The following is a 22975-nucleotide window of genomic DNA, read 5'->3' as shown; positions in this document are numbered from 1 at the left end:
AAAACAGGATTTATCATCACAATCTACCTAATAGCAGGTGTATTATGATGAGCTAGTCATCACTATAAACAAGTTAGAGGCAACCTTTATCAACCTTAATCATGAAGATACACAAACTGAAAGGACAATACCTCATTTGTAAAGGAGAGAAGTACGTTGAAAAGAAGTTTAGAACAGCGTTATCTGTTTTAATCATAGGAAAATTTGGAAAAGGGCCATTCGATGAAAGTCAGATTCGCGAGATTCTGACAATGAGTATAGATTATTACATCAAAGAATTCAATTCAATATGTCATAAAGAAACTTCTGTTAGATTTTATCAAGACATCTTTACTTTCCATGAAGATGTGACCGAGTTTGTATATAAACACAATGATGAAAAATTATCAGGAGAAATAGATTGGACATATATAGCAGGATATCGAAGAATTTTAAAGTTCATTCTTGAAACTGGTTGTGATGTAAAAATGATAAATGGTGAAACAAAAAACAACGACTATCTTAAAAGAGTTACACCCAAAATAGATGAATTGCTTTTTCTTGGAGAAATGATTTTAACATGTGTGGGTTTATATGCTGAACAATCAATGATTGAAGATTTAGCAGAAATTAAGTTTGATGAAAATGATGAATATACTTTTAGCCGTAGACATCATTATGAGTTTATTTTTAAAGATATAGCTCAAGAATTAAATGGACAATTTACTAAAACAGTGGTTGACGATAGTGACTTGGCAGGATTTGAAGACTTAAAAAAAGCAATTGAAGAATGTTTCAATATTAAATATGATGAAGTGAGAACATTAGTTGCAACAATACACGAGCAACTAAAACCTCAAGGCGGTCAGATTGTTGGAGTTGGTCTGCCAACACTTCCATTTAATTTAAACCATTTTTGTAAAGTTCCAATTGAAACAGCGGAACAGTTTTTTCGAGGCTTGACACTTGATAAAAATAATAAAATGACTTTATTGAATTTAGCTTGTAAACCATATAACCTTAATCGATATATCTACAAACCAATAATTGTTTGGAATATTGATGGACAGGATTATGCTCATTTTGGCAAGAATGCTTGGTCAGAGACATTTATACAACTCTCTTCAAATGCAATTCCTTGGGGTAAAGCACCTATAGAATGGTTAGAAAATAAATGCTTTAAAAAATATGTACATAGTAAAGAAGATGCACACGATAAATGGTTAGATGATGAAGTAGAAAAACGTCTAAATAATAGTAAATTATTTTACGATAGAAACGTAAAAAAAATTAATCATGATAATACTTTTTTTAACATAGATGTTCAAGGTTTGGGCGAAATAGATTTCATCATAATTTCTCCAAAAACCAAAACAGTTTTCATTGCTGATTGCAAACATTTGGTTGCACGCTATGATACAGTTAATCAAAAAAATGATTTTAACGTTTTCTCTAAAGGTTCAAAAAGCACTAAATCATACAATGAAACAATCAGCGGAAAAGTAAAATGGTTTGAAGAGAACAAAGAGAAACTGAATAAACATTTTAATAAAAAGTATCCATCTTCGAATATTGACATTAGTGATTACAAAATTGAAGGGATTTTTATCGTTAATACACCAACATTATATATGTATAATTCAAAATATAGGATTTACACTGTTGAACAAATTGAAGATGTATTAAACGGAAAGTTCATTGATAAAACATTTATGATTCTTGAAGATACTGGTGAACATGAGAAAATCATAAATATTAAATATCCATATTTTAAAAAACCAAAATATGTGGAATATGATCCATTCGAAGATGACGAATAGTTAAGGCAGCCGCTAACAGGCAGTTTCGCAAGATTTGGGTTTTAGACTTAATTTAAAGTTGGTCTTGTATTTCGAAAATTTGTGTTTAACCGAAAAATAAATCTTAATTTAGTCCCAAACCTCGCGAAGCGGGACGTTATATGATATGCCAGAAAACTACGACCTAGAAATAGAAAACTCAACGAAAAACAACATTCTAAAAAATGCTGATATCTTTGATTTTAGAGGATTACCTATCGAAGAGCATTTTGAAGGGTTATATAAATTTTGTAGAGAAAATTTAGACATTAACTCTGAAAAAGAAAATATTTCTCCGAACATTTTCTTATACACAAATTCTTTTGAAATAAACGCGAAGGCAGGTTTTGTAAATGGGCAAAATGTTATTTTAATTAATTTAGGTTTAATGAAAAATTGTCTTTCAAATTATTCAGAAAACAAAAAACTAAATGAATTTGTAGAAAATAAGTTCCCTGATTTAATTAAAAAGCTTGACAATCCTATGAGTTATTTAGCTTTTCAACTAACTACACAATTTACATATTATCATGAATTAGCGCATTTGTTTCAGTTTTGTAAAAAGAAAAACGAGATTGAATTACAAGAAAGAAAAACTGATGATAAATATGATTTGGTCAAGCATAAATTAGAAATAAATGCTGACACTTATGCCTCTATTGCAATTGCAACACATTTACAACAATACATTGATAAAATTTTCGGCAACGAGATAGATCAAAAAACTGCCACTGCCACGATTAAAATACTTGGAGCTTGCTTACTTAATTATGTAATTAATTTTTCAGATAAAGCTGAAATTTATATAAATAATTATTCTCATCCTCATCCATTTTTGAGATTGTTAAACATAATTTTAAATATTTCTAACCATATCGAAAGTATGCCAAACCTTAGAGAAAAGAACATTACTTTAAATGGAAGTGAAATTTTCAAAAGTATTCTTGAATTCTATCAAGAGTTGGAAGATAATGGAATATTTCCAACCAAATTTTCTGATTTAGTATATAAAACTGAAGCTTTCTATAATGAGATTTTAAAGTATATGAACGAGATTTTAAACTTTGATAGTACAGATTATGAAGACGCTATGGAAGTTTGGAATAAACACATCATATAACAAAGTTTTGCGCAATGGCTGGTTTTATTTTCCTTAGCCGGAAAATACTCAGTCGGAAATTTACATATCTTTACAACAAAGCGGTAAATTACCGCCACTACACCAAGCGGCGGAACATTATGCGTTAGTGAGTAGAAAACTGAGTCCAATTAGGGAAGCGAATATTGACCATTTAAAAAGACATAAATAAACAATATGAAAAGAATAGTATTTTTTATAATTATTTGTTTAGCATCAATTACGGCTTTTGCTCAGAATACTGATGGAGCGCCTACGCAAAATATTTCTACAGACAGTAATGTTGTGTACCGCCTTTTTTCTACACGGAATATGTATACATTTATCAAATTGGATACAAGAAATGGACAAATGTGGCAAGTTCAATGGAATACAGAAAGCAAATCTAGGTTTGTGACTACACTATCAGATATTTCCTTAGTATATAAAGATGAAGAGAAGAATGGTAGATTCTTTCTTTATCCAACAACAAACATATATAATTTCATTCTGCTCGACCAAATAGACGGTAGAACATGGCAGGTACAATGGGGAAAAGAAGGGGATAGAGCGGTAATCCGAATATATTAAAGAAACGTTGTTAGTATGGTGTTGAAGGATTTTTCATAGCTGATAAAACCTTTAACACCATTGGGATTATGCCTGTTAAACTGTCTTTTACCGATCTAGTATCCCTAAAAAACAAATCGTAAAAAATTGACCTGCTGTATTGTAGCAGGTCAATTTACTTTATAGCAATCGTTACTAATTTTATCTGTTTACACTGTTTAACTCAAAACTCAACTGTTTCTCATTACCAAAGGTATCCGAAATCCAGACAGTGAAAGACTGTGTCACAAAGGACTGCGAAGTATAATACAGCCGGAATTTCTCCGCTGGTACCAGATATAAATTATTAGGAACAAAAGCATGCTGTTGGTCGTATCGCAGCAGGCCCAGACCATCATATTGAAAATAGCGGATAAAATACTGGGTACCGCTATATTTATCAGTTCTTTGAATCGCAAGCCTTATTTCAATGGTATTACCGTTGGCAATTGCCTGTGGGATCGGCATTACACTGACTTCAAATGGAAAATCTTTTTTGATTTCCAAATCCTCCTTACCACATGATGAAAGAAGGCTTGTGCTTAGCATGACGGCAAAAAATAGCCATAGAGATTTAAAATGTACTGTAAAACCGATGTTTTTGTAATTGAATACTGATTTCATAATTATTGTTTTTAAAAGTTATATCGTAAACCCACACCTGCTGATGGTCGAAGCTGTTCCAGTGATGTTCCCCAGAATACTTTTGCCCTTGCCTGAACCAGCAATACAAAATGATCTGATAAATAGGTTTCCAAAGACAGTTTTCCTCCCGCACCATAGATAAAGTTCTCTTCATTGAGAATCTTTGCGCCATCATATAGGATGTCATTTCCACGATTGATGGTTTCATAACCTATAAGCCCAGTAATGCCTGCATTTAGTGAAATATTTTTTCGTATATCTCCAAACAGGTAAAAACTGTAGCCAGCTTCCATGCTATACGTTTCCTGAGGAATTCGCAGCTCTTTGTAGGTTGAAAATTGATGGGTATATTCCAATGCCCACAAACGGTAATTACCATTTCTGCCATTTACAGTAAGTCCTATGCTGAGGTAATAATTCCTGTCTGGACTATCGCTGGACAAGGTTCCTGTGTTGATTTCAAGCCCTTTTTGTTTGGGCAGCATTCTCTGTGCCTGTACAATAGTACTGCTTGCTACTACAAACAGCACTGCCAATAGATATTTTTTCATTTATTATTTTTTATTGAGGTTATTATATTTTTAGGTGCATAGCATTTATCAGTCGGGCTCTTATCAAATCCGAGTTTTCCACCTGAAGTGTTTGATGTCTGCCGCCGTTCTTCTCGAAAATTTCGATTTGCAGTACCTTGTCATCGGCAATGGTAAACTGGTCAAGTAGGAACACATTTTGTTCAACTGCTTTTCCGCCAATCTCATCCAGCGGCTTGTAAATACGGAGTGGTATCATTAGTCTTTCCTGTACTACGGTGCGTTTGGCTAACTTTTTATCCACCACCTTGAAATTGATAAAATCAATCTGGAAAGGAACATTAGTGCGGTTGAGAAGTTCCGTATGGAAATAGTATTTTCCATTATGGATGTAAATGCCTTTCAGGATAAACTGTATACCGAAACTTTTAGCGCCGATATGTTTTATAATACGTTTGTCCATTTTGTAGATGGTTTCCAGTAGCAGACCAGCCAGTAATGGCGGGTTGTTTCCCAACTCTTCAAAAAGCACATCATTTGCGCTGGACTTGTCTATAGTCTTTTGCATTGTCTTCACGTCATAACTTAACGTCTGTGGGCAGGAACTGTAATACACATTGAAGCTGTAAAAATGGCCGTCGTCGGTAATAACCGAAAAATTGGTTTCGGTTTCAAACTCTTTTACCGAGGCTTTTATCCGTAGTACATTTTCGGCATCATCAGCCTTTCCTGCAATCAGGTATTCGCTTCCAAGATCCACATAACGGATAGCAGTTGGAAAAATCAGATGGGAAGTCTTGTCGTAAGTGACTTCCATTTGGTACGGTTCGATGCTACCTAAAGCAAGTGGCGATTTTACAGTATCCTGTGCCATAGCCGGTACGAAGGAACCGATCATCAGGGCAAAAGCCCAAAAGGTTTTAAAATGGTTTTTCATTATTTAATTGATTTTAAGTTTACTATTAATTCTTATTTTTTAGAAACCAGGAACAATTGATGCCCAGCCTTTAGGGTAACTTTCGGTGTCCTAACTTTTTTCGAGAAGTAACCCGAAATTCCCTGAACCACTCCTTTGCCCATCTCTGCGGCTATTTGCTGTCCCGCTGATTGGGTAAGCATCAGGCTTGTTCCTGATTGCTGGCTCATATTGCCAGCCATTTCGGTAAAGGCATTCATTTCAGGTGAATACGGCATTGACAAACCTTGCTGACCATCAAGATCATAAATTGTGATATCTACAGGAATAATATTACCGTCCAGCTCTATGGAAGTAACCTTTAACTGTAAACGCCCTGCCTGAATCTTAGTAGTAGCAGTTATGATTGTGCCCTTTGGAATGATACTGTTAGGTGTTTTAGCAGGCTCCAATAAACGCAGCTGTACCATGCTTTCTCCAATAATGGTCTGTGTTTCCTGTATACAGGCTTTGATGCTGTTCTTTGGCTGTACTACTTGCTGTGCCGAACCTGGGGTATAAAAGCTGCGATTTCTGTTTTGGTTCCAGTCGGCCAAAAAGGTGCTGTCGCTGGGTTCACGGTACAGGGATGATACAGTATTTTTTCTTACTGGGCTGAATGCAGAAAAGTATTCCTTCTGCGCAGCCACAGGAGTGAGGGTACTAACACTATTGCTATTTGCACCAACGTTGGTATTGGTTCCTGAAGGAAGATACTTGGCTGCCATCTGATAGGATTTCTCCATGAGTGCCAGTTGGTCAGCTGCGGTTACACCGGCAGGTATTTCCTTTTCAGCCAGCTTTTCCTTTAACTCGTCCACTTGTTTACGGAGCTCCTGTGTCTGGTCATTATCGTCCTGATAGAAAGAACTCAATGTACTTTGTGCATTGCGGTAGCTGTTTAGTGCCGGGTTGCCGGATTTTCCATTGTCACCACCAGTTCCACTGCCTGGGTCTTCTTCATCAGCTGGCACTTCTGTTGCATCATTGGATGAACTGTCCTCATTCCAATAGTCGGACAGTGTGGTAAGGGCGTTGCGTTTTTCCTGATCTTTCTGTTCCAACATATCCTGTTCGTAGGCCTTTTGTTTGTCAGCCTGCATTCCTGCATCGCTCGCTTCGGGAACGACATCGTTCAGTCCGATGTTTTCGATTTCCTTTTTATCTGAACTCGGTTTAAATATCAGGTACATACAGCCTAAAAACACGATGCCCATTAAAACGAATATCAGTGGCTTTTTAATCCGTTCCTGCATCCCTTTTTTATCATCTGATAGATTGGATGTTTTGTTTTGGTCCCCTTCCTCAACAAGAATGCTGACCTTTTTTTCATTTTCCTTCATAAATCTTATTTTTTAGAATTGTTATTAAAGTGTCCTGTATTGTTGCAGGACTTTCTTTATTTTTTAGGGCAGGATTTTCAATATGCTTTATCTCCATGTCCTTATTGGATTTTGCCATATCAAGTCCTACTTTAAAAATAACCCCCACGGTTAGCAGCACATAGCCTGTAAAAAAGTAAAGCGTATAGCGGTGTTGTTTCGTTACTGGGAGTGCCTGCCATCGCTTATCCAGCCTGTCAAACCATTCGCTCATATTTGTTCTTAAATTTTTCATACTTTAATGATTATAGATTATCACATTCTAAACCCTCTTTTTCGGGGAGGAATATCTTCAGTAGCTTTTTCAGATACTTGGGCAATAGCTTCCTTTATGGTCGGAACCGAACTTGCAGTAAGATTTGTCAGTTTAGATTGTTTCAATAATTGTCCGTAACAGTCTGTTCTTGTTATATACATTTCTGTTTCCTCTAAATTGAATTTCCCATTCTCATATCTTACCCACATATTGCACTGAACCTTTGGCTTGTCTTCACCATTCCATTCGAGGTAGGTAGATAAATGCAGATGATTTGCTAATAATGGAGCATCATTACCATTTTTCCAAGCCTCCAAAAATCCACTAATGCTATCCTTTAGTTTACCTGCACAACAGCTCTCCGTATGGAAATATCCATCATATCCCTTATCTGTTAGGTTTTTTGCAAATGTTTCTAAATCAAGTAACTGTTTCATATCCTTTAATTTCTAGCGTTCAATGACTTCAATATCCTTATTCTCAACCACAGCGAACTTTTCAATATTGAAGCCTTGCGGGTTATTGTCCGAACGAACAGAGTTTACCAGAAAACAAGATGTAACCAGGTTACGTCTTGTTACGTTGCTGGAACGGATGATGAACTGTTTGGCGTAAGTATGTACTGCGTAAGGATAGGTCTCGAAGTTGCAGACCACACTGTCTATTTCGATGCGTTGCTGCACATTACCCGATATGATGCGGTTGAAATACCCTTTCTCCGAAAGGTCTTTGTAATAATCAAAGGCGCTTTTATCAGCGAGGTTGAATGCGCGCTTCATATTCCCTTCAATGGCATTCTTGTCGGGAGCGAGTGTAAAGAACAGTTCGTGGAAGCGTCTTACGTGTTCACGGGCTTCCACTGGACGGTTAATGGAGGCATCCTGTGCGAGTGCGAGCATCAATGATTTGCCATTGTCCAGCACATAAATTTTCTGCCTTTGCTGTTCCGCAAAGCGGTAGGAATGCCATACGGCATATCCTGTGATCCCTGTGCAGAGTACAGCAAACACAATAGCGTACAATCTTATCTGCCTGAAACTGTTTTCGATATTTCTTAGTGTTTTAAATTCCATTTTTCTCAGTGATTAATTGTTTACTAGCCTGCCACCGATATTTCCAACTGCTGAACCGGCTCCGGCCCCGGCGATATTGCCAGATTTCATTGCTGTCTGGTTGACATTACGGGTGAAGTTTCCTGCCCCGCCAGCCTGAATAATCCAGCCTGTCACCGTCGGAATGGTGAAATATCCCACAATGCCGATAATCATAAAGATGATATAGACTGTATTTGAAGTATCGGGGATGAATGTAGGATCGGCAAGCATTTCAATATCCCTCTCAATAATCAGGGATTGAATCTTGGCAAGCATTGAGCTGAAGAGGTCAGCAACTGGAAGCCATAAATACACGCTGACATATCGGGTGAGCCACTGTGTGAGCGTAGATTGAAAGCCGTCCCATACCGATATGGCAAAGGCTATCGGTCCAAGTATGGATAGGACAATCAGAAAAAATGTCCGTATGGTATCAATGACCAAAGCCGCCGCCTGAAAAAGTATTTCTAGCAAATTGCGAAACCATTCCTTTATTGCTTTCTCTATCTTGTAAGCCTGTCTGTCCATATACATTCCTGCCATTGTTCCAACATCGGTAGGCGACCAGCCCAATTCCTCCAGTTTTTTATCAAACTCTTCGTTCGATACCAAATAGGCAGTTTCAGGGTCGCGAAGCATCGCCTCCCTGTCCAGCTGGTCTTTTTTTGCCTGTAAATCGTTCAGGTCAAGTACTTGGTCTTCGAGTATGGAATGGGTTCCTGTAACCACCGGGCTTAGGACTGCATTGATGGTTCCCAGTACCACCGTCGGGAAAAACATGATGCAAAGGCCTAATGCAAACGGACGTAGCAAAGGGTACATATCAATAGGCTCTGCCCGGCTGAGGGCCTGCCATACCTTAATAGCTACATAGAACAAGGCTCCCAGACCAGCCAAACCTTTGGACACTGCCGCCATATCGGCGGACAGTGGGAGCATCTCATCATAAAGGGAGCGCAGGACTTCGTGAAGGTTATTAAATTCCATAGCCTACCAGTATTTTTGGTTTGAAGGTCCATAGAGTTCCAGTACTCTTTTGGTATTGTTCTGCTTCTTTGCCCTTAGAATGCTAATGGAGATATTCTTGTTGGTATAGTAGCGTACAAGGCTGTGGTATTCTTTTACTTCTTTGTAGACACGGTCAATAATATCCATACGCTCTTTGTCATTAAGGGAAAGACTTGATGAGCTTACAATCTGTTTAAGTTCTTTCAGTAGTTCAGTACTCTCATTGAGGAGTGCTGAATAGCCATTGGCAATAGCTGCCAATTCCTGGGCAGAAAAGTTGGGGTCGTTCATCATCTTGCCAAAATTCTGTACATACATTTCCGACACATCGCCGACTAGTAGTACAGTCTGCTGTACTTTGCGTGCATCTTTCACCAAATTGCTTACCGCCTTTAGCTTGTCGTAATATTCTTTGCCTTGTTTATAGACCTTTTCCACTTCCTTGAAATTTTTAATAACATTGGATACCGTAGATGAAGTCTGTATAATTTCATTGGCACTGTTGAGAATTCCTGAAGCCAAATTTGCCGGATCGGTAACTACAAATTGAGCTTTCACTGAGGGTGCGGTGGCAAGCATGAGTGCCGTACACACCAGATACATAATCTTTTTCATTGTTTCTAAATTTTTAATTGTTAATTATTACTGATTTATTTTTTCCCGCCTTTGCATTGCGATGTGCTTGATGGCTAATTCCACATTGCCATCTAATTCCGATGCGAGTTGCATCACTTCCATTTTTTCAGTTTCTTCGGTGGTATAGGCGAGATATTCTTCGAGACTGACTTCTGTGGCATATACCGCAGAGTGCGTACCGCCCAAACCAATCCACACTTCCTTGTAAAGCCGTGAGGGATCATTGTTCATGTTAATGGAAAGTACCTGCGCCTTTTCTTTATCAGTCAATCCGAGCATTGCCTGGATATCATCGAACTTGTTCATGTACTTGCGCTGGTCGAGCAGGATTTTACAGTCGGAATTATTGATGATACTTTCTTTGACAATTGGCGACTGGATGATATCATCTACTTCCTGCGTTACTACAATCGCTTCTCCAAAGAATTTGCGGACAGTCTTAAAAAGGTACTTAATGTATTCTGCCATACCTTCTTTGGCAATGGCTTTCCAGGCTTCTTCAATTAGGATGAGTTTGCGTATACCTTTCAATCTTCTCATCTTGTTAATGAATACCTCCATAATGATGATGGTCACGATCGGGAAGAGGATTTTATGATCCTTGATGGCATCGATCTCAAACACGATAAAGCGTTTGGAAAGCAGGTCTAACTGTTTGTCGGAATTAAGCAGGTAATCATACTCGCCACCTTTGTAATATGGTTCGAGTACATTAAGAAAATTGGCAATGTCAAAGTCTTTTTCCCGTACCTGTTTTTCTTCCAGCACCTTGCGATAATCGCCCCGAACGTATTCATAAAAGCCATTGAAAGAAGGATACACGTCACTTTGTTTGATACACTCGATATAACCGCTTACTGCGTTGGACAACGCCACCTCTTCTGAACGGGCTGGTGGTTCATCATCACGTTTCCACAAGGTTAATATCAGGGTCTTGACACTTTCTCTTTTTTCAATGTCGAATACTCCATCATCGGTATAGAAAGGGTTAAAGGCAATGGGATTGTCTTCGGTATAAGTGAAATAGACCCCGTCTTCTCCTTTAGTCTTGCCTTTAATTAGTTCGCACAATCCTTGATACGAGTTACCGGTATCTACGAGCAGGACATGTGCGCCCTGCTCATAATATTGTCTTACCATGTGGTTGGTAAAAAAAGATTTACCACTTCCTGAAGGACCAAGTATAAACTTGTTCCGGTTGGTGATGATACCACGTTTCATGGGCAGATCTGAAATGTCCAGATGGATGGGTTTGCCGGTGAGCCTGTCTGCCATCTTGATGCCAAACGGCGACGTTGAATTATGATAGTTGGTTTCTTCGGTGAAGAAGCATAATGCCGGTTCGATAAACGTGTAAAAGCTTTCCTCACTTGGAAAATCAGCTGCATTCCCAGGCATTCCCGCCCAATACAATGTGGCAACATCGGTAGTGTTGTGGCGCGGTTTGCATTCCATCAGAGCGAGTGCGCTGCCGCTGTCATTCTTTATCTGTTTGAGTTCGCCAGCATTGTCTGACCACGCCATGATATTAAAGTGCGCCCTGATGGACGACAATCCAAAAGAATGTGCTTCGTTCAGGTAGCGCTCAATCCATTCCTTGTTGATCTGATTGGCACGGCTGTAACGAGCCAGTGAATGCATGTTTCGTGCGGACTTTTCAAACTTTTGCAGGCTCTCATCGCTGTTATCTAAAAACAGGTATTGGTTGTAAATATGATTGCAGCTGAGCAGTAATCCCACAGGGGCAGCAAACGACAAACGGCAATCGCTGCGGTCGGTTGACAGTTTTTCGTAACGGGTATCTGCCGACACCGTTCCAGGCAAATCATCTGTATCGGACAAGGTGTGCAGGCACAGCCTTTTATTTCCAATGCGGACTTCTTCACCTCCGAGTGCGATGTCCTGCATTGGTGTTCCGGCTTCTCGCGACAAAGTGAGGTACTGTTCCAGTAATCCCTGCTTTCCTTCCACACCAATAATATCTTCTTCGCTCAGGCGCTGCAGTTTAACAAATCCGCAATCGTTGATGATACGCTCAAACTGAGCAACAGCTTCCATAAAGCGATGGATCGCTTCCTTATCTCTGATTTCCTTTGGTATCAAAGATCCTTTGCATAGCGATGAGAAATTGCTCTGCATCCGCATTCTTTCTTTGGTAGTTTTGGTCAGGAACAGATAGCAGTAATGGTTCAGAAACGGACGCTCATTGAAGTGACGCTGGTAGGACTTGGCCAAAAAACTCTGGTCGTCTTCTTCCATATCAGGTGCATAGCTCTCTTTAATGTACCAATCTTGTTTGTGTACCACCGTAAAATCAGGCAGGGTCTTGATCGCTTTGTGCCAGGCGGAATGAATGGCTACGTATTCGGCAGAAGCTACCGTGAACAGTTCTGGCAAATGCACCTGAAAGCATGCAGTAATGTCTGCGTCTTTTGACAGGATACAATTATTCTCAACAGCCAGTAGTGGGAACTTACTTTCCAGTGTTGTGGCTTTTGCTGCATTTCTCATACGGCACTGGATTTATTGGTGAACTTCAGGTAGCGGTGTACAGGCTTGCGACAGATGATGTAATGGGGATGCCTTTTTCTTGCACTCACTTTCATTAGTCCGTGTTCTCCATACCTTCTGTTCAGGGAGAAGGTCTGCCATACAATCAGCGAAGCCCCACCAGTCCCGAGAAACAGACAGATATAGGAATTGACCCCGGCCATGTAAAGTATCATGACCAGAATAAGAGTTCCGAGTAATCCGCCAGCGAAGATGAACAGATATTGCGCCTTGAGTCCTTTAAATTCTACTGTTCTTCCGATACCTTTATTGATATTGTAATTGTTCATATATCAATTTTTAAAGGAAGAAGGAACGCAAAATGGTAGCCGCTACAATCAGGAAGATACATGCACCAAACCAGCTTGCTGCTGTCTTACTGGTATCGGGATCTCCGCTGCTGAATTTGTTATAAACTTTAACGCCGCCGATTAGTCCTACTACGGCTCCGATCGCATAAATAAGTTGTGTGGCGGGATCGAAATAGGATGTGACCATCTGGGTCGCTTCATTGATACCCGCAGTGCCGTTGCCCTGAGCAAAAGCCACACAAGCTGACAGCAACAAAAGGCCCGACAGTCCTCTTTTTTTTGTTAGTTTCTCCATGATTTGAATGAATTAGATTATTACTTTTTCCTGCTTTGTTCAGGTTTTAAGCAAATCTATTGGAGAACAGAAGACGTAATAATGACATGTCTTTGAGAGGAGTTATTTGGCTAAGAGAGGCACTTAATCAAGTTTTTGCTTAAGTTTGTAACAGGCGATTCAATGAAATTACTTCATTCAATTTCTCCCGCATTTAAGTAATCCATAAATACAAATTTGAATGAACCTTAAAGGAATATTAGATACATTATTTATCGAGAGAAATAATACTCCAGTTGCTGGATTAAGTGATATTGCTCAAGCAGAAAAGTACTTACAGCAGGCATATGAGGGAAGATATTTTTTTGAGTTGATCCAAAATGTAAGAGACGCCAATAGGGAATTGAATATAGATGGAGAAATTTTTATCACAATTCTTAATAAAACACTTTACATATCAAATACAGGTGCTGGATTCAGTCAAAAGGGAATTGAAGGAATCACAAGAATAGGAAAAAGTACCAAGCACAGTCAAGATTATATAGGTTTTAAAGGAATAGGATTTAAATCAATAAAGGAAGTAACTGAAAATCCCAAGATAATTACTGAGCACGGTGCGGTTTATTTCGACAGAAGCACCACAATTAAAAAATACACAAACGAAGTATTGGAATTTGAAGATGTTCCTCTTTTCTATTTTCCTCATTTTGATAATGAAAAGCTTTCCGAAGTAGAAATTAAGAGTGGCGTTGTTACAAAAATAGCAATGCCTCTTAAAAAAGGGATTACAGAAGAAAAAATCATTACGGATTTTTCCAAAATTCAAGCTGAGCAATTAATTCTTCTAGGTAATATCCAAAAATTAAAATTTGAGTTTGACACGGATGTTATAAGTTTTTCAATTAATAAAAACTCTAAAAAGAATCTGATTGAAGTTCATCAGAATGACAGCACTATAACCAATTACAAATACTATTCTCCAGTTGATAAAATTGAAATTTCCCAGGAAGTCATTCAGTCTTTAGAGGGAAAAGAAAAAGAAATATTCAGCAATAGTGCCTTTGTTGATGTAAGTATTGTTTTGAAGCAGGGAGAAAATGGACAAATAGAACCAATAGGAGAAGCAAAACTGTACCTTTTTTATCCTTTGCAAATAACTTCGGGTTTTCGCTTTATTATTCACAGCTATTTTATTGTAAACCCTGAAAGGAAAGCTTTAAGAGAATCAAAATTAAATGACTTTCTGCTTTTTTCAATTGGTAAATATATTGGAAATGAAATGCTTACCAAACTCAAATCTACTAAAATTAATACCAATAGAGTACTTTGTTTCAAAAGGAACAATGACGCAAAATTAGAAATATTGTACGACAGCGTGGTAGCTGAACTGAAAACACAAAAATTTATTTATGATAGCCGAACAAAAAGATATTTTCGTCCATCAGAAATAATGGTTGCAGATGGGTTCGACAAAGGGCTTTTCCCCGATGGGAATTTAGGAGATAAAACGTTGATCTATACAGATGACAAGGAAGTAAAAGATTGGCTATGCGATGAATTTGAAATCACTTATTTACATTATGATGATATCGCCAACCAAATTGAAAGTGAATGCAAGCGGCAGTTAAAGCAAAAGAAAGTAAAGTTCTTTCAAAATCTTTACAATTACGTAAGCAAGCACCAAGGGTTAGACCTGACAGGAAAAAAAGTTTTACTTACTAACAATTGGCAGTTGGTTTCTAGCGAAGAAGACGTTTTTTATAGAGGAAAAGGGAGTAAGCAAAGACCAATCGAATTGGCAAATAGTATTCAAAAACAAATCCACTTTATACATAAGGATATAGTCATAAGTGATTTTAGAGAAGGAAAAAGCCGTACTGGTATCACTGAGTTTAATACTTATGAACTTGTAAGACGCCTGCTAAAACTGTTTAACAAGAGCTCTGTCCCAAATATTGATTTACTGAATGCACTTTATAATATCAACGACCTAGATGCAAAATCAGACTTAGAAATTAGGGAAAAGATTATTCTACCTGTAAAAGGTAGTGGAAAATGGCTATCTCCACTTACCAATCCCATATATTTTGAAAGTGAAAACCTGAAACAGCTTTATCCTGATGGGAATTTTGTTGATGACTCTGTTTTAGTATGGAAAAGTAAACAAAATGAAATAAATCTTACTACTGAATTTTTAAAGAAGTTTGGTGTGTGGCAGATTCCCGCCATCTATGTAATAACAAAAAACATAGTGATTAAAACTAAGGAAAAAAGAGATCGTAAAATACAAAATTTTTCTGGTCTTTCAGCACGACCTTTTTACGTTTTTAATGATCGTGTTTTAGATATGCCAGTTTATTACAACACTTGGTTTACGAGCATGATTATAAATAATTGGATTACATATCAGTCCTTTATTCAAAATGATTTACTTCCAAAATTACTGTATTCCAGTAATACTAGTAATTGGAGAAGTGTAAATAAAGAAACATCAGTAAAATTTAGCCAATTCGTGGAAGTTCTCTCAAATGAAAAATGGATATGTTTTCAGGGAGAAGATGAGAGATATTCAGTCAATGAAGTTGTTGGTATAAATCATTTTGATTTCAGCCAAGCACACAATCAGGTAGTAAGAAATTTTTTAAGGCTATTACCAATGGATTATGGTTTAGGAAAAGACTTTATTAGGGAAATAGAATTAGTTCATCTCAATGGTAATTCAATTGATAATTTTAAAAAACTTCTAAATAATATTTTCGTAAGGTATAAAACAGTGATTCCAGATGGAAAAGATTTTATAAATTTCTATAATCGTATTCTTGGTAAGCTTGTTGATTTCTACGATACAAATCCTGTAATAGAAGACACTATTGATCAATTAGAAGAAATAAACTTTCTAAGTATTGATGAAACAACAAAAACACCACGCTGGAGTGTTGCACATCAAATATTTTACATCGATGACAAACCGGGTTATGATTTGCTTCCGATTGGAATTAAAAAAGAAGTTCAGCCACATTTCACTAACAGAGATAAAAATACCTTTGGGAAGATTGCCGGAAAAATCGGAAAAAGATTTTCAAGGTCTATTGAAAAAGAAATTGTTGATACAGAAATTGTTAGAACACACACTTTAGTATCTTTTTATGGATTGCTACCTGAATTTGTCGCATTGCTAGAATCACACCTTGGCGATGCGATTAGTAAACATTTTGGTAAAATTAAAGCCGTTAGAGTGCTCGAAAAGGAAAATTTAGAAGTTGAAATTTCTGTTGGCAATTCGCCAAAAATGCTAATCCCAGTAAGTCATTTTATCGATTCTGATTTCAATATTCATTTGGGACCTCGTCATAGTTCAATGAATCAAAACAAACAGATTGCTGAAGCAGTAAATGAATTTTTCATCAACATTTTAGATCGTGACTTGCGCAATTTCACTGCTAATTTACTTAATTTTTTAAATACTAATAACAAGCACGATTACCTTAAGAGTTATGATATAACGGAAGAACGGATTAATGAAATCCGTGATAAGTTGAATGATTTTATTTTTACACCAAACCAGAAATTCTGGGAAGCTATTCTATCAGCAAAAAAAATACAGACCAGAGAAAATTTGTTCATCGAAAACCAAATAAATTTAAAAAAATTATCTGCTATACTTGAAATTGAATTGGCAATTATTCAGGAAATTGAAAATAAATTTGTTTTTACCGAGACTAGTAAAAGTTCAAACATTCGTGTCCTTACAAATTTTCTAGGCTTGCTTTCAATTACTTTAGATGATGTCAATAAATTCATTTTTCCAAAGATTGATTTTAGAAATACATACCAGAACAGATTGTTGAAAATAAAAAATAAATTTGAGAGAGGCTTTAATGCTTTATTACATGACCATCTTAGTAAACAAATTAAGGAGGAAAAATGCCTTTACCAAAACCACCTCGATAATTTTAAAATAAATTTTAAATTTTTGATTCCTTTAAATACACTTGAACTTGATGTTGAGCAATTCTTTTTAGAATCGCTATTGAGTGAATTTCCTTTTCTGGAAATTAAACTAAGTGATTTAAATAATGATTTTAATCATTTTGACCCTATTGTGATTTACTCAATGAACCGTAAACTATTAGAAAATAAATTGGCTTCCGTGGACTTTACAGATGAAAACCTTGATACTTTTCTGGCTGATAACAAAGTGAGAAGTTTATTGTATTTCAATGAGGTAGATTCATTGAGAAATAGTTTTAAAGATTGGTTGTCCACTTTGAAAAAAGGAAATAATACAGTAGATAGTGAATCAGAATTAGAAGATTTTCTAAATGAATTCAGTAACCAAACTGATACAGAGATAGAGGAAGTTTCAACTCAAAACGTTGATGTTACCTCTGGAAATGGAAATAGTTCAGCAGGAAATGGGAGGAGATTTGATGGAGGTGCAAATGATCAATTCAAAAAGCGGTTAGGTTTAATTGCAGAAATGGTTGTTTTTGAAAAGCTAAAAACTATGTATGATGAAGTTACTTGGGTTTCAAAATACGCAAGTAAGATTTACCGAACACATTCAGGTTATAATCCAGAGGGGCAAGATGGTCTAGGTTATGATATTGAATATTTAGACAGTGAAGGCAACAAATATTTCGTTGAAGTAAAAGGTAAAGGTGACATTTATGATACATTTGAGATTACAAAAAATGAGATCGAAAAGGCCCATAAGGAAGGGAACTTTTATAAGCTCATTTTGGTAACCCAAATAATGGATAACTCTCAAAGGAGAATCAGAGATTTAGGAAATCTCTTTATACTTGCCGATGGAGAGGATTTTTTCTCAAATAGTAAATTCTCTGCTATTTACAGAAACTTCGAAATTAGGTTTAAAGAAATAAACGTATAGTTTGCTCCAGCAGTTTTCACATAAACTCACCAATATCAAACTCCTCCAAATCATTTTTCCGCAAAGTGGAAGAACCAGCATCTGTTTCAGTAGAAAGACTCCCGTCCAATAGCTCAGCTATTTTACGGGAGGCACTTTCCATGGAATTTTCCAACAGACTGAATAATTCGGTTCCCTGTATTTTCTGAACAATAGCGACCGTTGTTTCCTTTTGAGATTGCTCCAATTTTTCTTTTTGTAGCAGCATCCCCACGGAGCTTAGCTCTTCAAAGGTAACCCCTTGAGCAAAACCGTAATTCCCACCGGATATTCCATACCTGTTCCATTCTTCTTCCTCTTCCTCAAAATCAGGCATATTTCTGAAAACTTCATCTAGTTCTTCCTGCGGAATTTCTATATCAAAATCGTTTTCTTCAATTTCTGATTCAAAATTATCAATCTTCTTTATCGACTCTTCGTTTTGGCTATTGGAGGCAATACTTGGCATTGAAAGTCTTTTCTTTGGTTTGGGAATGCCCATTATTTCAGGCATATTAAGATTTACGAATGGAGGCTGCTCTTGTTTTGAAACCACCTTTTTTATGACAATCTTGTCCTTTGATAAAAGGACAATTACAATCAGCAGACATATAACAATCACTATTTCCATAGCTAAAAAATTGGTTTATGCTTATCATTATAACTCTTAGTAATCTGTTCTCCAAACTCTAGAAAATGGTATTCTAACAAATTATCCAGATAGGCGTAAATGGTTATTTTATCTTCACCGATAACCTGTACTATACGGGACATTTTTTCGTGAAAATCAGGACGTATGTAAACTGATTTTCCATTTCGGGCATTGGTCTCAGCTCTCTTGAAAAATATTTTTTCATAATCCGTTTCATTTATCTTTTTTACTTTACTTCGCTCTTTGATTATCACTTTTACTTTTTCTGGCTTTTTTGCTTTTTCATCTGGAATTTGCATACCTTCCTTTTTCACGCCATCCTCCATTATAGCCATCATCAGCTCTTCGTCGATTTCAGGCGTAACTTTTACTTTATCATCTTTTTGCATAGAATTATAATTGAAGTGTTCTTAAAAACTCAGTCATAAACTGGTCTAATCGACAGGCTTTCATCAGTCGCTCGTCTGGAGGTAATATGGTAGAGCGAAAAACGGTCTTAGCATCGGCTTCACTTTCTTTGCGAAAACGCATGCTATTCATAATCTGGGAGTGCATAATGCTTAGTCCGAGATTGCTGATGAGCTCGTTGTAGATATCATATAAAGGTGAGCGTTCGCGTCCATCCACCTGATTCCAGAATAGGCTGATATTTTCTATGGATGTTTCTCCTTTTTTCATGATAACGTCAGTCATCAACTGAGTAAAAACGAGTGTACTTTCCATGACCAGACGGTCAGCGGTAATAGGTGTGAAAATATGGTGCATTCCTGCCAATGCTTTTAAAATCCCAGGGGTATTCACTGTTCCTGGAAGGTCAAAAAAGATAACATCAATTGGTACTGTCGACGACACTGCAAAGTCATGTGCAGCTTCCAGCAGACCTTCGGCCTTATGCTTCATAATAGGGTAAGCCTTTTTGTTTATGGTTGTGAACTGCTTATAAGCTATCCGCTTGAATACATCGTTTTCCATGACTGTAGTCATATCACGAGTACGCATTTTTATCAAACTGTATTGTGGAAAGTCACAATCAAATACGGCTACATTATAACCGAGTCTGTAGTGTAGAATACTGGCGGCAATTGCTGTAAATGTACTTTTACCAACACCTCCCTTTTGAGAAGAAAAAGCAACAAATATTGTTCTGTGTTTTGTTTTCATTTGTATAACTGTTTTTAATTACATATTCATTTACATTGTTTTTTATCATCAGATATATACATAATAGTATCTATATAGCACTGCATATATTTATATATCTTCTTAGAAAATTATCTGCATACAGTTTCATTTTCATAAGTCAGTGACTATTTATATCGGTATCACTTTATAATTATATTTCCACGCATAGAAAACCATATATTCAAATACATCTCTTCATAATTCTGTGCATTTTTATTTAGAGATTTGAATATGTATGATTTCATGTCCTTAACGACCATTCTATGTATTGATGTAGCTACAAAATTGCGTTGGTACATATAGCACTAAGAATGCTTGCACAAAGAAATGATGATACATAACTGCTAATATCAATCTGTCCTAAATTGTCTTTAGGTGGTACTCTTTGGCTGTGATACATTCTGTAATGATTCCATTATCTAGGCTTTACTTTGTAAAGGCTTTAATCTGTTGAATTGATTAAAAGCTCAAAGCAATTTGTGGGTGGCAACCGGAACGGCCTCAAGCCGTTTTTCCCTGCTAACATTAATCCGTCCCGAAGGGCGGATTTTCCTTTCACCCGAAAGGAGCAAGTTGTGTTTTGAGCTGCTGGAAATGAATTCCGCTGCTCAAAACAACTTGCTCTGCCGAGAGCTGGAAAACATTCTCCAAAGTCGATGTTTTATAATATTATAATTGGATTTTTATGGACCAAAGCAATAACAGACCACTGAGAAAATCCGGGCGTAATCCTAAAAAGGATCCTGCCGTTTTCCGTTATTCCATATCATTGAATGCTGAAGAAAACGCCCGCTTTCTTTCTCTTTTTGAACAATCACAAATGAATGTAATGGCGCATTTTATTACTGCCTGTATCTTTCAAAAGACTATTAAGACCATCAAAGTGGACAAGGTTACAATGGATTATTATATGCGACTGACTACACTGTATGGTCAGTTTCGCTCAGTTGGAGTGAATTATAACCAGATTGTAAAGCTGCTTTTTCGCAATTTTTCGGAGAAAAAAGCAAGCGCTTATCTCTATAAATTAGAAAAACAGACCGCTGAAATGGCAAAATTATGTCAGCAGATCATACAACTTACTGGGGAATTTGAAGCAAAATATTTAAAAGAAAACGAATAAAATGGTAGCTAAAATTGGTAGAGGACAAAATTTGACGGGTGTACTTTCCTATAATCAACTCAAAGTTGAGAAAGAAAAGGCTGAGGTTCTCTTTACCCATAAAATATTGGAAACACCTGATGGTCATTATTCTATTCATCAAATGTTCCGTTCTTTTGAACCATACCTATTAGCTAATCGCAAAACAGAGAAAGCGGTACTGCATATATCTATCAATCCTAATCCTAAAGACAATGTCAGTGATGAAAAATTTAATGTTATTGCAGAGGAGTATATGCAAAAAATGGGATACGGTGAACAGCCCTTCGTTGTATTTAAACATACTGATATTGAGCGTACTCATATTCACATTGTATCAGTTTGTGTAGATGAGCAAGGCAGAAAAATTTCGGATAGTTATGAGCGTATGCGCTCTATGGATATATGTCGTGACTTAGAGAAAAAGTATGGATTGATCGTAGCTAGAGAGAATGAGCAACAACAAAATAATAAAACATTCGCTCCTGTAGATTATAAAGCCAATGACCTTAAAAGTCATGTTGCTTCAGTTGTACGTTATCTCCCAAAATATTATCATTTTCAAAGTTTGGGAGAATATAATGCGTTGTTATCTCTTTTCAATATCACTGTCGAAGAAGTGAAAGGAGAATTGCACGGAAAACCCAAAAACGGATTAGTCTATTTTGCATTAAACGAAAACGGAGCAAAAGGCAGTAACCCATTTAAAGCCTCTCTTTTTGGAAAAACTGCAGGACACCAGCACCTTCAAAATCATTTTGAAGAGTCTAAAGTTGTACTTAAACAAAATGATACAAGGCTGTCAATTAAAGGAACAATTGAAACAGCACTAAAAACCACAACCGATGAACAGGATTTTAAAAAACAATTGGCTGAAAAAGGAATTAATGTTGTTGTTCTGCGAAATGACACAGGACGAATTTATGGAATTACATTCATCGACCACAATTCCAAAACGGTATGGAATGGTTCGCGTTTGGGAAAAGAATTCTCAGCTAATGTATTCAACGAATGGTGGAATAAGGGATTAAAACCAGAAGTTAGAAATAGTGAGGATACAGAGACAATTATAAACAAACCAGTATCCGAAAGTTTACCAGCTGAGAAAACTCACGATTTATTTAATTTTTTAAGTAATCATAGTCCTGTGCACTCTGATGATAGCCATAGCAGTATAGAAGGTTTCGGTGGATTATTACCCGAATCTCAGGGAGAAGATTATCAGGAACAGGATTTTGCCAATAAGATGAAAAAGAAAAAGAAACGTAAGAGAGGTCAATAGGTTTTGCTATTCATTATGAACTCCCGATTATGAAGATAATTTCAACCCCCAAGCATAGCTCCAATACAAAACCTTCGGAGCAGTTGGTGTCTTGAACTGATAAATATCATAGAGATATAAGGAAAAAAGTATGAATGCTCCCCAACTAATTCCGATACACCATATACCCTGTCGTTCTGTCGGATTGAATATACCAGCAACCAATGATTTTACTATTAATGAGGGAACAATACAGCATAATAACACACAGATTACCCACGGTACTATCCATAACTTCCATTTCTTTGCCCGCAATCCGATGATAGTTCCTTTAAATAAATAAATGATGCAGAAAATAAGGTAGGTAAATAATATAGAGAAACCCCAAATTTTGAATTTATTGGTTTCTTCTCCCCACAGCTTTTGAGACAGTAAAAATCCGGCATAAAAGAAAACACCAAAAATAGCAGCCATTTTTAAGACGAAAATAAAAACCCCAACGATACCAAACATTAATCCTGTTGCGGATTTACTTTCTTCATTTTTCCGGGCCTCATATTCTTGTTCACTTTCACCTGGATCAATATCTGGATTATAGTAATTCATATTGTTTTTTCTCTAATGTTGATATTTAAATTGATGA

At 36.8% G+C, this 22975-nt stretch carries 22 protein-coding genes; 6 read left to right on the top strand and 16 right to left on the bottom strand.

What is annotated here, in order from left to right:
* Positions 1–101 precede the first annotated feature (101 nt).
* From LNP23_RS21085 to LNP23_RS21075, 3 genes are all read left to right on the top strand, one after another.
* Entirely contained in the window at positions 102–1799 is a 1698-nt protein-coding gene (locus LNP23_RS21085; RefSeq protein WP_230002759.1) for a hypothetical protein, read from the top strand.
* A gap of 145 nt (positions 1800–1944) precedes the next feature.
* Entirely contained in the window at positions 1945–2937 is a 993-nt protein-coding gene (locus tag LNP23_RS21080) for a hypothetical protein (RefSeq protein WP_230002758.1), read from the top strand.
* A gap of 195 nt (positions 2938–3132) precedes the next feature.
* Positions 3133–3525 carry a hypothetical protein gene (locus LNP23_RS21075; protein WP_230002757.1) on the top strand — a complete coding sequence of 131 codons (393 nt, stop codon included), beginning with the start codon at positions 3133–3135 and terminating at the stop codon, positions 3523–3525.
* 180 nt (positions 3526–3705) lie between these two features.
* Here LNP23_RS21075 and LNP23_RS21070 read toward each other — a convergent pair whose 3' ends face one another.
* From LNP23_RS21070 to LNP23_RS21015, 12 genes are read right to left on the bottom strand one after another with little or no spacing between them, the layout of a single operon-like run.
* A complete protein-coding gene (locus LNP23_RS21070) occupies positions 3706–4167 on the bottom strand; it encodes a DUF3872 domain-containing protein (RefSeq protein WP_230002756.1) in 462 nt (153 codons plus the stop codon).
* Between the two features lie 11 nt (positions 4168–4178).
* Positions 4179–4718: a conjugal transfer protein TraO gene (locus LNP23_RS21065; RefSeq protein ID WP_230005170.1), complete on the bottom strand. Its 540-nt coding sequence runs from the start codon at positions 4716–4718 to the stop codon at positions 4179–4181.
* 43 nt (positions 4719–4761) lie between these two features.
* Positions 4762–5655 (bottom strand): conjugative transposon protein TraN, encoded by an 894-nt coding sequence (gene traN / locus LNP23_RS21060; protein ID WP_230002755.1) that lies wholly within the window; start codon positions 5653–5655, stop codon positions 4762–4764.
* A gap of 32 nt (positions 5656–5687) precedes the next feature.
* Positions 5688–7016 carry a conjugative transposon protein TraM gene (gene traM / locus LNP23_RS21055; protein ID WP_230002754.1) on the bottom strand — a complete coding sequence of 443 codons (1329 nt, stop codon included), beginning with the start codon at positions 7014–7016 and terminating at the stop codon, positions 5688–5690.
* The gene (locus LNP23_RS21050) at positions 7003–7290 is read right to left on the bottom strand and encodes a nitrogen regulatory IIA protein (RefSeq protein WP_230002753.1); all 288 of its coding nucleotides are present in this window, start codon (positions 7288–7290) and stop codon (positions 7003–7005) included. The genes traM and LNP23_RS21050 overlap by 14 nt, the downstream gene beginning before the upstream one ends.
* Positions 7291–7310: 20 nt before the next feature.
* The gene (locus tag LNP23_RS21045) at positions 7311–7748 is read right to left on the bottom strand and encodes a hypothetical protein (protein WP_230002752.1); all 438 of its coding nucleotides are present in this window, start codon (positions 7746–7748) and stop codon (positions 7311–7313) included.
* Between the two features lie 12 nt (positions 7749–7760).
* Positions 7761–8384, bottom strand: coding sequence for a conjugative transposon protein TraK (gene traK / locus LNP23_RS21040; protein WP_230002751.1), 624 nt, complete (start codon positions 8382–8384; stop codon positions 7761–7763).
* Between the two features lie 12 nt (positions 8385–8396).
* Entirely contained in the window at positions 8397–9392 is a 996-nt protein-coding gene (traJ, locus tag LNP23_RS21035) for a conjugative transposon protein TraJ (RefSeq protein ID WP_230002750.1), read from the bottom strand.
* 3 nt (positions 9393–9395) lie between these two features.
* Positions 9396–10028, bottom strand: coding sequence for a DUF4141 domain-containing protein (locus LNP23_RS21030; protein WP_230002749.1), 633 nt, complete (start codon positions 10026–10028; stop codon positions 9396–9398).
* A 27-nt stretch (positions 10029–10055) separates the two neighbouring features.
* Positions 10056–12560 carry a TraG family conjugative transposon ATPase gene (locus LNP23_RS21025; protein WP_230002748.1) on the bottom strand — a complete coding sequence of 835 codons (2505 nt, stop codon included), beginning with the start codon at positions 12558–12560 and terminating at the stop codon, positions 10056–10058.
* Positions 12557–12889 carry a DUF4133 domain-containing protein gene (locus LNP23_RS21020; protein WP_230002747.1) on the bottom strand — a complete coding sequence of 111 codons (333 nt, stop codon included), beginning with the start codon at positions 12887–12889 and terminating at the stop codon, positions 12557–12559. The genes LNP23_RS21025 and LNP23_RS21020 overlap by 4 nt, the downstream gene beginning before the upstream one ends.
* 10 nt (positions 12890–12899) lie before the next feature.
* Positions 12900–13205 (bottom strand): DUF4134 domain-containing protein, encoded by a 306-nt coding sequence (locus LNP23_RS21015; RefSeq protein WP_230002746.1) that lies wholly within the window; start codon positions 13203–13205, stop codon positions 12900–12902.
* A 220-nt stretch (positions 13206–13425) separates the two neighbouring features.
* On the opposite strand from LNP23_RS21015, the gene LNP23_RS21010 reads away from it, so the two are divergent.
* On the top strand, positions 13426–18078 hold the full coding sequence (locus LNP23_RS21010) for a protein NO VEIN domain-containing protein (protein ID WP_230002745.1): 4653 nt from the start codon (positions 13426–13428) through the stop codon (positions 18076–18078).
* Positions 18079–18094: 16 nt separating this feature from the next.
* On the opposite strand, the gene LNP23_RS21005 is transcribed toward LNP23_RS21010, so the two are convergent.
* From LNP23_RS21005 to LNP23_RS20995, 3 genes are read right to left on the bottom strand one after another with little or no spacing between them, the layout of a single operon-like run.
* Entirely contained in the window at positions 18095–18727 is a 633-nt protein-coding gene (locus LNP23_RS21005) for a conjugal transfer protein TraD (RefSeq protein ID WP_230002744.1), read from the bottom strand.
* 2 nt (positions 18728–18729) lie between these two features.
* Positions 18730–19137, bottom strand: coding sequence for a DUF3408 domain-containing protein (locus LNP23_RS21000; RefSeq protein ID WP_230002743.1), 408 nt, complete (start codon positions 19135–19137; stop codon positions 18730–18732).
* Positions 19138–19141: 4 nt separating this feature from the next.
* Entirely contained in the window at positions 19142–19909 is a 768-nt protein-coding gene (locus LNP23_RS20995; protein ID WP_230002742.1) for a ParA family protein, read from the bottom strand.
* Between the two features lie 706 nt (positions 19910–20615).
* Here LNP23_RS20995 and mobA point away from each other — a divergent pair.
* Positions 20616–21053, top strand: a complete 438-nt coding sequence (gene mobA, locus LNP23_RS20990) for a conjugal transfer protein MobA (protein ID WP_230002741.1) — start codon at positions 20616–20618, stop codon at positions 21051–21053.
* A 1-nt stretch (position 21054) separates the two neighbouring features.
* Complete coding sequence (gene mobB, locus LNP23_RS20985) at positions 21055–22353, top strand: conjugal transfer protein MobB (protein ID WP_230002740.1); 1299 nt, start codon at positions 21055–21057, stop codon at positions 22351–22353.
* Positions 22354–22380: 27 nt separating this feature from the next.
* Here the strand turns inward: mobB and LNP23_RS20980 are convergent, their stop codons facing one another.
* A complete protein-coding gene (locus LNP23_RS20980; RefSeq protein ID WP_230002739.1) occupies positions 22381–22938 on the bottom strand; it encodes a hypothetical protein in 558 nt (185 codons plus the stop codon).
* Positions 22939–22975: the final 37 nt, after the last annotated feature.

The organism is Flavobacterium cupriresistens (assembly GCF_020911925.1).
GTDB lineage: Bacteria > Bacteroidota > Bacteroidia > Flavobacteriales > Flavobacteriaceae > Flavobacterium > Flavobacterium cupriresistens.
Note: the sequence above shows the minus strand (reverse complement) of the source record. Positions and strands in the feature narration are given on the sequence as shown.